The sequence below is a fragment of the Phycisphaerae bacterium genome, assembly GCA_035384605.1.
Taxonomy (GTDB): Bacteria; Planctomycetota; Phycisphaerae; order UBA1845; family PWPN01; genus JAUCQB01.
Window position 1 is genome coordinate 1 of the sequence record DAOOIV010000138.1, and the last position, 12,489, is coordinate 12,489.

The window sequence follows — 12,489 nt, forward strand, 5'->3', positions numbered from 1 at the left end:
AACTCACCTGGGCTACTGGGGCTACCGCTACTACTCCCCACGACTCGGACGATGGCTCAGCAGGGATCCGATTGGAGAGATAGCAGCACTGAACCTCTACTTGGCCGGTGACAACGCATTGACGAACAGGTATGACCCTGACGGCCGAGCCTGCGTCGGAATAGGTGTGGTCGGCTCTTTTACAATCCAGATTCCGCTCATTCTATCCGGCAGTTTCCTTGGAGGCGGAGGACAACTGAGCGGATCCCGCAGCGTGTACGCATGCACTGGGGCTCCGCACTGCAGGGTATGTGATGCTGTCACGCTTACAGGCCTTATTGGTGGAGGAATAAACATTTCAGCTGGAGTTGGAATACTGGTACATGTTGGCGGAGACCCAACCAACGGCCTCAGTTTCTCCGTAGGGGGGTCGGTGGCTGGCCCGGGACCGGCAGCGGGGCTCACCGGTGAAATCGCGATCGATGTTGACGTCACGAATGGGATCGTCACGCTGACCATCCCAAGAGTGAGCGCGGGCTTTTCAATGGCCGTGGCCGTGCGAGTCAGCGGCACGTGTACGGGTTGCTCCAGCATCTTCGCCTTCAACGGTTCTGCGATCAGGAAGGCGGCCATCATTGCTTGTATAACCAGGGTGGTAAACGGGGTCAGCAGAGCTCTGAATAGCCTGAGCCAGACCGTTGTACCCGCCGCCTATCTCCCAATGTCCTTCGCACATAACGAAGGAAGAAGCTTCTCTGATTGGTCTTCTCCGCCTGAGTAAGATGTACCGGAGTCCGCAGCGTGCCGGCGAAGTTTTCTATTCCGCAGCCGATGCTTGAAAACCGATGATGAGGAGACTAGGACGTCATGTCTCTGAAGTATCTTCTCGGAGCACTAAGGTTCGTCAGATGGTTCTTTCTGATTGCCGGGTCTGCTGCTTTGGCGATGGTACTTATCGAAATAGGCCTTGAGATTCCCCGCCTCGGATTCTCGCTGCTTCATCCGCTACTCCCGGCGTTGCTTCTGGTGGCGCTCTTCGCTTGCTACCGACTCACAGAGGTGTTGTTGCTGCTGAGTCTCAACCGAGTACTTTGCGAATTGTATAAGCGTGGAGGAAAGATGCCGGATCATGACTTATCGCAACGGCTTAGGGGGGAGATCGCTCGCCGGGAGCGGTTTCACAAGATTCTTTGTGGTCTGCGCGGCGTAGAACTGTCAGAGATCCTGGATCGCCTGTACAATGGATATTAGTCCCTTCCGCCGCGACTGGTGCGCATTTTGCGCGCATGTTTCCGGATCGCAGAACGCTTGGGTTGCGGCCCGCAAAAAGGCGGTCCGCCTTAGGAAAGCCCTTGTGGATTGGACGTCCTGTGCCGAATGACCGCTGTTTCCGGAGTTGACCAGTGGTGAGGTTCATGGGCGACGGCAGAACACGGCCCATTCTCCATTCTCAATTCCACATTCCCCCCGCCCCTCCTTCTTGCACCTCCGCGTCTTGTCCCGGATGATGCTCTCATGACTCAGCACGGTGGAGCATCTCGAAAGCGCAGCAAGGGCGGCCGGGGACCGTACATCCAGAAATCCGGCGGCCGGCCGCACGGTGACGGCGGCGACAAGCGGGCCGGCAACACACCCCCGCCGCCCGAGCACCAGTATCCTTACCCCTGGGTTCGGCTGCGATCGGCCAGCGCACACCCGTTCATCTACCAGCGGATGATCGGACAGGTGGACCCGACGGCCAGGCCGGGCGACGTCGTGGCCGTTTATGACAAGCAGGACCACCTCTTCGGCCACGGCTTCTACCACGACCGCTCACAGATCGGGTTGCGGATGCTGTCGTACGAGCCGACAGCCGTAGATGAGGACTTCTTCCGCAAGCGGATCGAGCAGGCGATCGCGTGGCGCAGGCAACTGCTCGGCGACGACCCCGCCACGGACGCCTATCGACTCGTCCACGCCGAGGGCGACGGGCTCAGCGGCCTGATCGCCGAACGATACGGCGACTGGATCGCCATCGAAGTCTTCAGCCTCGGCATCTTCAAGCGGCTTGACCTGATCAAGCGAGTACTCAGCGAATCCCTGATCTCAAGCGAACCGGCCTTCGCCCAGGCTTCGCTGTGCCAGGGCTTGCCACGGCGTAGCTCGAAGAGCGAAGGCGGGAACCCTAAATTCGTCATCCGCGCCGACGAGCACGTCGAACGGCTTGAAGGATTCGAGATCCCCACCCTGGCATCCGATGCAGTCCCGCCGACCATCACCATCCGCGAGAACGGCCTGCGATTCCGCGTGGACCTTCGCGCCGGACACAAGACCGGCTTCTTCTGCGACCAGCGCGATAACCGCAAACGGCTCGCTGCACTGTGCCGCGGAGCCGGCGTTCTCGACGTCTGTTGCTACACCGGCGGCTTCGGCGTTTACGCCAAGAAGCTCGGTCAGGCCGAGGCGGTGACCGGCGTCGATCTCGACGAAGACGCCATCGAATTGGCTCGCAAGAACGCCAACCTCAACGAGGTCCGCATCCAGCACGTTCACGCCGACGCCTTCGGCTACCTGCGGCAGATGCAGACCAACGGCAACGCTTATGACGTCGTCGTGCTCGATCCGCCCAAATTCGTGGGCAACCGCGACGAATTCCAGGAGGGTTCCCGCAAATACGTCGACCTGAACACGCTCGGAATGAGCGTCGTTCGCCCCGGCGGCCTGCTGCTGACCTGCTCATGCTCGGGCCTGGTCTCGCGCGAGGATTTCCTCGGCATGGTCAAGGCAGCCGCAAGCCGATTGCGGCGGTCCCTGCAGTTCGTCGACCAGACCGGCGCCGCCCCGGATCACCCGGTCATGGCCAACTGCCCGGAGAGCGCGTACCTCAAGGCGGTGTGGGCGCGAGTGATGTGAGGGAATGTCGAACGCAAAATGGTGAATTGAGGCAACCGGTCCTACGAACGCCGTCTTTGCCCGTGCACGGGAGACCAGAGCTTCATTGGCGGACAACTCTCAGCGGGACGAGGGCTGGCAGTCGATCCGTGGGTCAGCTATACTGTACTGCGTCCTGAGGTGCTCGATGGTACGCCTGACTGCCCACTACAATGGCAAAGTGATTGTTCCGGATGAAGCCGTTCAGCTTCCTGAAGGGGTTCCGCTGGAGGTCACCGTCCGTCCCCAAGGCCAACCCGGCAATGGCGATCCCATCCTCGAACTGAGCGGGCTGGGCATGGAAGTCTGGGACGGGATTGACCCTGTCGAGTACCAGCGTCGCGAACGCGAGGGCTGGGAATGAAGGTGTTCTGGGACACCAACCTGTTCATCTATCTCATCGAACGACACCCCGCCTCCCACCCCAAGGTTGACTCTCTGTATCGCGAGCATCGCAAATCCGGAGATGAGATCATTGCATCAGCGCGCACACTTGGCGAACTGCTCGCCCAACCGCTTCGGCAAGGAAGAACCGATCTCGTGAGAAGATACACCGAGCTTCCGACCTCGCCCGCAATGATAAGGCTTGTTGCCTTTGACCGGGCTGCGGCCGAGCAATATGCGGGCAAACGCGCACAAGGTTCCATTCGTCAGCCAGACGCCATTCAGATTGCGTGCGCGCTGGCGAACCGAGCAGACGCTTTCATCACAAACGACTCGAGACTGTGGGGCGTTTCACTGCCCCAGGCGATGTCGGTAAGGGGTCTTTGACTCGCAGTCTGCGGCGAAGATCAGACGCCATTGGTTGAGTTGTTTGCGCTATGACTGAGATAGTCGGATGGCCATCGCCTCAGCGGTAGGGGGTGTGAAGAAATGCACAGGCTCGGTTCGACTACAACGGCGGCCGTTCTCCTTGTTCTCGGCGGCATGGCTGCCACGGCGGCAGCGGGGGCGCCCGCTGCTCAAACAAAGCCGACAAGTACCGCGTCCTCCGATGCCGGCACCGAGAACAAGCCTGCGCCTGCCAATAAGCACACCTACACATACAAGAAAGTCGACGACTGCGAGATTCGTGCCGACGTCTATCGCCCGTCGGCGGATTCGGCTCGGACACCCGTGATCATCTGGATTCACGGCGGAGCGTTGATCATGGGTTCGCGAGCGAGCATCAACCGCCTGCAATTGGACCTGTATCTGCGCGCCGGCTACACCGTTGTGGCCATCGATTACCGACTTGCTCCGGAGACCAAACTGCCCGGCATACTGGACGACCTCCGTGACGCCTTCGCCTGGGTCCGCGAGGAAGGCCCGACTCTGTTCCACATCGATCCCGAGCGAGTGGCCGTGATCGGTCACTCGGCCGGAGGCTACCTGACTCAGATGAGCGGGTGGTGCATCACCCCTCGGTCCAAAGCATTGGTCTCCTTCTGTGGATACGGAGACATCATCGGCGACTGGTATACCAAGCCGAGCCCGACCTACTCGAAGCAGCCCGCCGTCACACGAGAGCAGGCGTACTCATGCGTCGGGACGACGGCAGTCTCCGAGCCGAAATCGGATCGAGTTCCCTTCTATCTCTACACCCGGCAGCAGGGAATCTGGCCGAACGTGGTCACGGGGCTTGACCCGAAGCAGCAGCCGGCCGCGTTTGCCGCGTTCTGCCCGCTCCGGAACGTCTCCGCGGATTACCCGCCCATCCTTCTCCTGCACGGGAGCAAGGATTCGGACGTACCCTACGAGCAATCCGTGTTGATGGATACGGAGCTGTCCCGCTTCAAGGTGGCGCACGAGCTGGTCACCATCGAGGGGGAGCACGGGTTTGACTCAGACATGCGGAACCCGAGAATCCAGAAAGTGTTCGACCGCGTGCTGGCTTTCCTAAAGCAGCATCTGTGAGAACTGTCGGCAATCACATACAGGCATGCCCACGCCGAGCCGTTGGCATGACAAGCGAATCATGCAACACTTTGGATCGGCAGGAAGAACACTCGTTGTCCTGACCTTCCTCGGCACTTGCGGCGCCGCCCCGACGGCGCGGACGGGCGAGGCGGGCGAAGCGCCGGTGGCCGTGCGCACCCGGGCAAATGCCTGGGTGCGGATGGCCGTACCCGAGCCGGGCGAGAGCCCGCCGGTGATCGTCGACGTGATCGATCCGTGGGGCCACATCGTCTGGACGGGCGCGACCCGAACCGACTCGATCGAGTTTCTGGCCCGCGACTGGGCCGACGGCGTCTACACCGTGCGATTCACGCCGGGCGGCGAGAAGAAGCTGAAGGTCGACAGCGAGTACTACGGCCGGGTGTGGGCCAGGGCCGGGCTGATGGTGAGACAGCTCGAGAAGAAGCGCGACCCGGACGGCATACTGCCCAAGGAACTGGCCGGGGCGTCCAACCTGCTGCAGCGGATCATCACCGAGTACGTGTGGCAACAACCCGACGACCACGTCGAGGGCCACCTGACCTTCTGCCAGCAGCGGCTGGGCATCACGACGGCTACGGCCACCGTCCGCATCCTCGGCTCGGGGGCCGCCGACTGGGACGGCTACGAGGGCTCCTACCGCCCCGGCCGGCGCGAGCGATCGTCAGTGTTCATGCCGCCAAATACCATGGTCGACTTCGGCACCGACGCGATGCGCAGGCTGCGCCGCTGGGGCTACTCGGCCGAGAACGTCGAGCACCTCTTCATCAGCCACGAGCACGCCGATCATTTCGACCCCGCGAGTATCGCCGAGCTGGCCGCCAACCGAAGGGATGCCGGGCTCAGCCCGCTGGTTGTGCATGGCAGCAAGATCGTCTGCGACCGCCTCAGAGATCACCTGTCCAAGAGCGGCAGGAGTGACATGGCCGTCCTCGACGAAATGCAGGCGGGAGGTCAGACGCGAGCCGGCGAGCTACAGGTGAAAGCGGTGCGAGCAGCGCATGCAACCAGCGATGACCCGCTGTGCTTCATCTTGAAACGGCGAGGCGCCACTGTTTACTACGGTACCGACAGTGGCTATCCGAAAGCCGAGGCCTTCGCGGCCCTGGCAGCCGAGCGATTCGACGTGTTCGCTATCGACACGACCTTCGCATCGAGTGACGACGGCCGCGAGCACGGTGATGTGGGCGACCTTGTGCGGCTCGTCGACAGACTCCGGGCCGCCGGCGCAATCGATACCTGGACCACCGTCCTGGCCATTCATCAGTCGCGCCGCGAGGGGCCGACGACGATCCCCGACATGCCCGTCTTCACGCAAAGAGCCGGCTTTGCCTGCAGTTACGACGGCATGCCAATTCCCATCGCGTTCTGCGTGACGAGCCAACCGGCCAAGTAGGCTGCAGAAAGCCCGTCTCACCGGCCGCCGGCTTGTCGGTCTTCTTGTCCGAAGATCCGTTCGTCTGATAGTCTGTCCGTCCACCGGATGAGATGGATCAGGCTCTTCCTGAGCCTGGGTTGTCGATTCTTGTCGCTTGAACGAGCGCATCTTCGCACGGAGCTCCGCATGACGACAAACGATGAAAACGCGAAACCAACGACGATCACCGGCGATCACAAGGTAGGCCATGTCGTGGACTGGTACCCGGCCACGATCGACGTGCTCAAAAACCACGGCTTCACCCAGATCACCAACCCGGTCATGCGCCGCACCGTCGCACGCCATGTCTCGATCGCCCAGGCAGCCGAGATGAAGGGCGTCAATCTGGAACCGCTTCTGGCAGATCTCAACGCAGTGATTGGGAAGGGTACCAGCGGCCGGTAAAGCTCTCGTTGCGGGAGAGTCTCGCCCACCGCAACCAACCCGTCCGCGCTCACAAGAACCCGCCGGACCCGAGCCAGTGACTTACGTCCCAGGCCTATCGTACTGCAGCAACCGCCGCTCGCCCTCCAAGGCTCGTAGCGGCGTCAGATCCTGAGTCACTTCGAGAGTGCCCAGATACTCACCCTTGGGATCGCGCACCGCGAAGTAGCGGATGTGCACGAATCGACCGTGCAGGTTGATCCAGAACTCGGCTATGCTCTGCCGCCCCGATCGGAAATCGTCGAGAATCCGCTCCACCACGCCCACGCTGTCCGGCGGGTGGCAGTGCTGGACCTTGCGCCCGATGATTGCCTTGCTGCGAGCGAAAATGCGGCTGCTGCTCTCGGAGAAGAACCGAACCCGGTCTTCGGCGTCCACGAAGGTCAGATCCACCGGCAGCGTCGAGAACACGCCGACAAGCTGCTCGAAGGTCAGGCTGCCGGCCGGAAAAGCCACCGATCGGCCGTGAGGCAGTTCCGCCACCTCCTGAGCCTGCACGGACTCCGGCGGAGCATAACCGGTCCGCGGCTCGACGAGACACCAGCCATACTCGGACGACTGCTGCCAGATCTGTCCCCATTCATCCTCCGTCAGCGTCTGGAGCGACATCGGCAGAAGAATGGTTTCCTCCTTGTCGATCATAGAACCGATCGCTGCCGCTGCCGTCGTCGCCGCGGGCTTGATCGCCGCAGCCGCGTGGCCGGCGTTTGCGTAGCTCTGTCGCAGCGTCGCCTGCAGCGTCTTGAGCGCTGCCCGGGCCTCATCATCTTTTCCCCACATCACTTTCGACGGCCCGGTGATCCCGTGCCGCTCAAGAACCGAGAAAAGCAAATTTTCTTTCCGCTGGTAGTGCTTGTCGACGTCCATCAGGTCGTTGGCCGCCTGCCTCGCCCGACGCAGCGGCTGTCCCGGATCGTCGTCCGGCGGCAGCGCGGCCAGGTCGCTGACAGCCTTGTTCAGCTCATCCAGCGTGCGCCGGATGGCCGCGTTCTCGATACGAAACGTGTCCACCGGGTGCCCGGGTAGTACATCGCCCTCGGCTTGCTTGGTGAGGATATCCTGCACCACCGCGGCGTGAAGGTCGCACATGCTCTTGATTTCGTTGACCGTCACGCCCTCGGCCATAAGCTGCTGCTCCATGGCAGCGATCTCCCCCGGGCTGGCGTGACGCACGATCTCCGTGAGCTGGGCCCTCACCTCCTCGGGCTTGGCCCCATGATGAAGCTTCTGGACAATCTCCTTCAGTGTCTGGATTCGCTTGGCACGATTGTCGATCAGTTCACTCATGGTTTACCCGTCTTGTCTTTGCCGACGGAAGGGGGACTTGTCCGTTCTTCTGAGATGGCAACGTCAGCGCGACCGTTTGGTTCCTGCAGCAATTGCGCAATGGTGACCGCCGCAAGAGCCTTCTCGAATGCCTCCGTCGCCTGGTTAAGTTGGCGGTGAAGTGGACAAAGCCGACCGTTATGAGATTCGATTCCAAGCGGGCATTGCCCAAGCCGGGCAAGCGGAGCCACCGCCTGAATGACTTGAAGCACCGAGATCTCACTGGCCTTGCGGGCCAGCCGGAAACCGCCGCGACGGCCCGAGCTTGAAACCACCAACCCATGACGCGCCAGGCCCTGGAGGACCTTGGACAGGTATCCGGCAGGAACTCTGGTGCTTTCCGCAATTGCGGCCGTACCCGCTGGAACATCATCTCGTGCTGCGAGCATAAGCACGGCGCGTAGCGCGTACTCGGCGGTCTGCGAAATCATGACTGGCCCACCCTGCCCGATATTCTGAAACCCTGAAACGGCCGATCTGGGTCTGCGCGTGGAACCAGCGCCGCATCCAAGCCTAGGCAGCCAGCGCACGAATTTCAACATGGAGGTCCAGGTTTTATTGGGACGATCAGGCAAGTCGGCCGTCCTGCTCCCCCTGTGAACCCGATGACGTCCTATGCATCTTGGTAGCCGCCCAACTGTCTCGCGACTGAGTGTCGGGTTGGCTTTTCAGGAGCCAGCTCGGCTCTGCGTGCAGGCCCAGTGTTGTTTGAAGATCGCCCATCATGATTGTTGCTGTTTTAGAAGCGCGGAGGGCCAACCGATAAGCGCCTTGCTTTCGATCATCGGGACTGCGGCTTGACAGTACGGGTTTTCGCACCTATACTTTCAAGACGATAGCCTTAACTTTTCTTGTTGTGTTGCAAGAGGTTACGTTAATTTAGCGACCCGTTCGGTGCAGGTACACAGTGGGAAAGAAAACGACATTAGCCAAGGGTAAGAAGGCCAAAACGGCGGCCCGATCTTCCAAGGGGGCCCCCAAGGCGAAAGCTGCGCCGAGCCGGAAGCGATCCGCCAAGGACAAGCCTGACGAAAAGACTCTGAGGAACAAGTCGGCCGAAAAAGGGATCAAGGCCCCGGTCAAGACCCCGCTGGGTGCGTCGGGAGACAAGACCAAGGCGCCCAAGGCATCGGCGAAGGCACAGAAGGCCGATAAGCTGGTCAAATCGAGCTCTGCCGAGACCAAGACTGCGGGTAAGACCGCCTCGCGAGACAAGTCGACAGGCCAGCCAACCACTCCAGCCAAAACGAGTCCGGGACCGTCAAAGCCGATCCCGGAGCCGCGGGAGATTGCTGGCCTTCCGAAACTCCCTGCGTTTGGGAGCATTTTCGAGCGCCCGAGCCGCAAGGACGCCAAGAAGCCTAAAACCAGCGAAGATGGTGGGAACGGCGAACCATCTGACGATTCATCGTCTGAGACCCTCGCCAGGACCTATCTGTCTGATGCCGAATTGGAGGAGTTTCGCCAACTGCTGCTCAGCAAGAGGCAGGAAATCGTCCGAGACGTAACGAATCTGGAAGATGAGGCCATTCGCCAAGCTTCCGGTGCCAGCACCAGCTCAAGCATGCCGATTCACATGGCCGACCTTGGGACGGACACATGGGAGCAGGAACTCACCCTTGGCTTGATTGAAAACGAAAGAAACCTGCTCCGAGAAATCGACGAGGCAATCGAGAGAATCGACAACCGTACTTACGGCATCTGCTTGGCGACCAACAAGCGCATCTCAAAGGCTCGCCTCCAAGCCAAGCCCTGGGCTAAGTACTGCATCGAATACGCCCGCAGACGGGAACTCGGGCTGGCTTGATTCGGCCAATGTGGCTACAATCCTCGCTCCTTGGTACCTCACGATGAGGAATCTGCGTGTTTTGCGTATATGTTTCTCCGTGACGGTTTCGTTCGGTTGCGACCCGCCAAGAGGCGGTCCAACTTGGTCAGAAAGGCTTCCAGCCCCACGGCGACCGGCCGGTAGGCGATGAGTGTCGGCGTTTTCTGACCAACGCGGTTGTCCCCCTTCGGAAACAGGAGGCGGTCACAGACTTCGGGAACTCATGGCGGAGCGCACAAGTCATTGCATTCCAAGTGGTTCGGCAGAAAGCTCCGAACAAAGTTTCGTTTCGGCGATTCGTTCTCCGGCATCGCACGTCCGGCTGTGGCTGGTCGCCATTATCGGCCTCGTGGTTGACCTGTGGACCAAGCATTGGGCCTTCAGCAATGTTGACCCAGACACGGGCATCGTCATCGTCAGGAACCTTGCCAGGTTTCAGCGGTCGTTGAACACTGGTGCGTTGTTCGGTTTGGGCAAAGGGTGGACGCCGGTGTTTGTCGTCGCATCGTTTCTCGCGCTGGCTTTTGTGCTCTACCTGTTTGTTCAGAGCGGGAGGGAACGATGGAGCCTCCACATCGCCTTGGGGCTGGTTCTGGCCGGAGCGCTCGGCAACCTGCATGATCGTATCTTCGTGATCGTCGATGTCGTGCAATACGCTGATCGTCAGGGAAGAAAACGAGAACCTGAGGCCGGGCTGATCAATGAGGCAAAGAGCGATGACAAGTATCTGGTGCTCGAAAACTACCCGGAACGAAGCAGCCGTTTTTTGATCGAAAGAGACCGGATCATTCGCACTTGGCGGCAAGGCGTGGTCCGCGACTTCGTCAAGATGGAGCCGCGAATTCCGCTGGGCGGTGGTCGATGGAAGCCTATCTGGCCCTGGGTGTACAACGTCGCCGATGTGCTCCTGGTTGCTGGGGTGGCAATTCTGTTGCTCAACTTCTGGAGAGAAAGGCGGGAGATGCGGGCGGCACGGGCAAAACAAGAGGCCGCGGCATCCGCAGGCAAGTCCGGCTGATCACGGGCAGGTAAAGGTCCGTTCGCCATGCCTGAAACCTTCACCCAACAAGAGTACGTCTGGATGCGGCGGGCATTGGCTCTCGCTGTCCGAGGACGCGGAAGCGTCGAGCCCAACCCGATGGTGGGCTGCGTTCTGGTCCGCGGTGGCCGGATCATAGGCGAAGGCTACCACCGGCGATATGGCGGCCCCCATGCCGAGGTGAACGCCCTCAAGAATGCCGGGCGGCTCGCGCGAGGCGCAACCGCCTACGTGACCCTCGAACCATGCTGCCATTACGGAAAGACGCCGCCTTGCACGGATGCCCTGATCGCGGCTGGTGTCAAGCGGGTGGTTCTGGCAATGCGAGACGAGTTGCCTCCCGTCAGCGGCCGAAGCGTTGCGATCCTTCGGAAGTCCGGCATCCGGGTCAGCGTCGGGTTGTGCGAGGATCAGGCCCGACACCTCAATGCCCCTTACCTCAAACTCAAGGGGAGCGGCCGGCCGTGGGTCATTCTCAAGTGGGCCCAGAGCATCGACGGCAAGATCGCCACACGAACAGGAGACTCCAAGTGGATCAGCGGTGAGGAATCCCGGCGATATGCCCACAAGCTTCGTGGCCGGGTGGATGCGATCATCGTCGGGGTCGCAACCGTCGTCGCCGACGACCCCGCTCTGACCTGTCGGCACGGCAAGCCCCGACGAACCGCAACCCGCGTGGTGATCGATCCGAGGTTGCGTACGCCGCCGGACGCCCGACTGATTCGAACGGCCGACAAGGTCCCCACCATCATCGTCACCGACCGCCGTCAGACCAACTCGGCGAAGGCACGTCGTCTGGCCAGACTGGGTGCGGAGGTTCTCGGTCTGCGCTCCCGGCGATCGGGCCTGGATGTGGACGGTCTGCTGAGAGAGCTGGGACGCCGCCGGATGACAAACGTGATGGTCGAGGGCGGCGGGCGGACGTTGGGCACTTTCGTTGACGCCGGCTTGGCTGATGAGGCAGTGGTTTTCGTCTCGCGCCGTCTGATCGGCGGCCGCCAAGCCACCTCGGCACTGGCCGGCAATGGTCCCGCCCGTGTTGCCGACTCGCCCCGGCCCATCTGGACGAAGCTTACTCACTGCGGGGAAGACGACGTCTATCACCTGCGTTTGACGCGCTGATCTTGAACAGGTTCCGGCATCGCAGCTTTGGCCAACCCGCAAGTACGGCGGCCGGATCGAACGGGCGATTGCGCTGCGCGTTTGATGGTCCGGATTCGCCGTAAAGCGTTGTCCAAGTAAAGCGATGTCCAAGTGAGGCAGGCACCCTTGTCGGGCTTCTGGCCACTGACCGGCCGGTGGCCCATGTATTCGGCAAAGCACAGCTACGCCGGATGGGCGCGTTGTCGATGATAGATTGCGGGGTCCCCCATTGCGCCAGCGGCTTGCCCGGCGTCGCCTCAAGGCGAAGCTCGGGTGGCGAACGGAATCCTTCACACGCAGGGTGGCCCGTAGATCACACAGATTGACATGGACGGGATGAAGAACAAGTGGGGCCGACGCCCTCGTCGGCCCATCTTGAGCTCCGCTCGACCGAGAACCCCTTCTCGGCCGAACAGTAGGGCCGACGCCCTCGTCGGCCCCAGTGCGTCTGAGAGTGTACTCGATCAGAGGGGTGCAAGTCCCCTC

General features: G+C 61.3%; 13 protein-coding genes. 11 read left to right on the plus strand and 2 right to left on the minus strand.

Going from position 1 to position 12,489, the window contains the following annotated elements; translation table 11 throughout:
* The 8 genes from PLL20_19625 to PLL20_19660 all read left to right on the plus strand — a co-directional run.
* Positions 1–760 (plus strand): RHS repeat-associated core domain-containing protein (locus PLL20_19625; protein ID HPD32210.1); only part of this gene is annotated, 760 nt, incomplete at its 5' end.
* Between the two features lie 86 nt (positions 761–846).
* A complete protein-coding gene (locus tag PLL20_19630; protein ID HPD32211.1) occupies positions 847–1,230 on the plus strand; it encodes a hypothetical protein in 384 nt (127 codons plus the stop codon).
* A 264-nt stretch (positions 1,231–1,494) separates the two neighbouring features.
* Complete coding sequence (locus PLL20_19635; GenBank protein HPD32212.1) at positions 1,495–2,871, plus strand: class I SAM-dependent rRNA methyltransferase; 1,377 nt, start codon at positions 1,495–1,497, stop codon at positions 2,869–2,871.
* A 166-nt stretch (positions 2,872–3,037) separates the two neighbouring features.
* Complete coding sequence (locus tag PLL20_19640) at positions 3,038–3,253, plus strand: hypothetical protein (GenBank protein ID HPD32213.1); 216 nt, start codon at positions 3,038–3,040, stop codon at positions 3,251–3,253.
* Complete coding sequence (locus PLL20_19645; protein HPD32214.1) at positions 3,250–3,660, plus strand: type II toxin-antitoxin system VapC family toxin; 411 nt, start codon at positions 3,250–3,252, stop codon at positions 3,658–3,660. The genes PLL20_19640 and PLL20_19645 overlap by 4 nt, the downstream gene beginning before the upstream one ends.
* Positions 3,661–3,762: 102 nt before the next feature.
* The gene (locus PLL20_19650; GenBank protein HPD32215.1) at positions 3,763–4,785 is read left to right on the plus strand and encodes an alpha/beta hydrolase; all 1,023 of its coding nucleotides are present in this window, start codon (positions 3,763–3,765) and stop codon (positions 4,783–4,785) included.
* 61 nt (positions 4,786–4,846) lie between these two features.
* A complete protein-coding gene (locus PLL20_19655) occupies positions 4,847–6,202 on the plus strand; it encodes an MBL fold metallo-hydrolase (protein HPD32216.1) in 1,356 nt (451 codons plus the stop codon).
* Between the two features lie 168 nt (positions 6,203–6,370).
* Positions 6,371–6,628 (plus strand): DUF1858 domain-containing protein, encoded by a 258-nt coding sequence (locus PLL20_19660; GenBank protein ID HPD32217.1) that lies wholly within the window; start codon positions 6,371–6,373, stop codon positions 6,626–6,628.
* Positions 6,629–6,709: 81 nt separating this feature from the next.
* On the opposite strand, the gene PLL20_19665 is transcribed toward PLL20_19660, so the two are convergent.
* Positions 6,710–7,954, minus strand: a complete 1,245-nt coding sequence (locus PLL20_19665) for a DUF438 domain-containing protein (GenBank protein HPD32218.1) — start codon at positions 7,952–7,954, stop codon at positions 6,710–6,712.
* Positions 7,951–8,424 carry an Rrf2 family transcriptional regulator gene (locus tag PLL20_19670; GenBank protein HPD32219.1) on the minus strand — a complete coding sequence of 158 codons (474 nt, stop codon included), beginning with the start codon at positions 8,422–8,424 and terminating at the stop codon, positions 7,951–7,953. The genes PLL20_19665 and PLL20_19670 overlap by 4 nt, the downstream gene beginning before the upstream one ends.
* A 476-nt stretch (positions 8,425–8,900) precedes the next feature.
* On the opposite strand from PLL20_19670, the gene PLL20_19675 reads away from it, so the two are divergent.
* The 3 genes from PLL20_19675 to ribD all read left to right on the plus strand — a co-directional run bounded on the left by PLL20_19675 (position 8,901) and on the right by ribD (position 11,982).
* Positions 8,901–9,800: a TraR/DksA C4-type zinc finger protein gene (locus PLL20_19675; protein HPD32220.1), complete on the plus strand. Its 900-nt coding sequence runs from the start codon at positions 8,901–8,903 to the stop codon at positions 9,798–9,800.
* Between the two features lie 244 nt (positions 9,801–10,044).
* Positions 10,045–10,839 (plus strand): signal peptidase II, encoded by a 795-nt coding sequence (locus tag PLL20_19680; protein ID HPD32221.1) that lies wholly within the window; start codon positions 10,045–10,047, stop codon positions 10,837–10,839.
* Between the two features lie 27 nt (positions 10,840–10,866).
* Positions 10,867–11,982 carry a bifunctional diaminohydroxyphosphoribosylaminopyrimidine deaminase/5-amino-6-(5-phosphoribosylamino)uracil reductase RibD gene (gene ribD / locus PLL20_19685; protein ID HPD32222.1) on the plus strand — a complete coding sequence of 372 codons (1,116 nt, stop codon included), beginning with the start codon at positions 10,867–10,869 and terminating at the stop codon, positions 11,980–11,982.
* Positions 11,983–12,489: the final 507 nt, after the last annotated feature.

Excerpts from the sequence above, each read along its gene's own strand:
- PLL20_19630 (HPD32211.1), top strand. The coding sequence starts at position 847 with ATGTCTCTGAAGTATCTTCTCGGAGCACTAAGGTTCGTCAGATGGTTC.
- PLL20_19635 (HPD32212.1), top strand. The coding sequence starts at position 1,495 with ATGACTCAGCACGGTGGAGCATCTCGAAAGCGCAGCAAGGGCGGCCGG.
- PLL20_19640 (HPD32213.1), top strand. The coding sequence starts at position 3,038 with ATGGTACGCCTGACTGCCCACTACAATGGCAAAGTGATTGTTCCGGAT.
- PLL20_19645 (HPD32214.1), top strand. The coding sequence starts at position 3,250 with ATGAAGGTGTTCTGGGACACCAACCTGTTCATCTATCTCATCGAACGA.
- PLL20_19650 (HPD32215.1), top strand. The coding sequence starts at position 3,763 with ATGCACAGGCTCGGTTCGACTACAACGGCGGCCGTTCTCCTTGTTCTC.
- PLL20_19655 (HPD32216.1), top strand. The coding sequence starts at position 4,847 with ATGCAACACTTTGGATCGGCAGGAAGAACACTCGTTGTCCTGACCTTC.
- PLL20_19660 (HPD32217.1), top strand. The coding sequence starts at position 6,371 with ATGACGACAAACGATGAAAACGCGAAACCAACGACGATCACCGGCGAT.
- PLL20_19665 (HPD32218.1), bottom strand. The coding sequence starts at position 7,954 with ATGAGTGAACTGATCGACAATCGTGCCAAGCGAATCCAGACACTGAAG.
- PLL20_19670 (HPD32219.1), bottom strand. The coding sequence starts at position 8,424 with ATGATTTCGCAGACCGCCGAGTACGCGCTACGCGCCGTGCTTATGCTC.
- PLL20_19680 (HPD32221.1), top strand. The coding sequence starts at position 10,045 with ATGGCGGAGCGCACAAGTCATTGCATTCCAAGTGGTTCGGCAGAAAGC.
- ribD (HPD32222.1), top strand. The coding sequence starts at position 10,867 with ATGCCTGAAACCTTCACCCAACAAGAGTACGTCTGGATGCGGCGGGCA.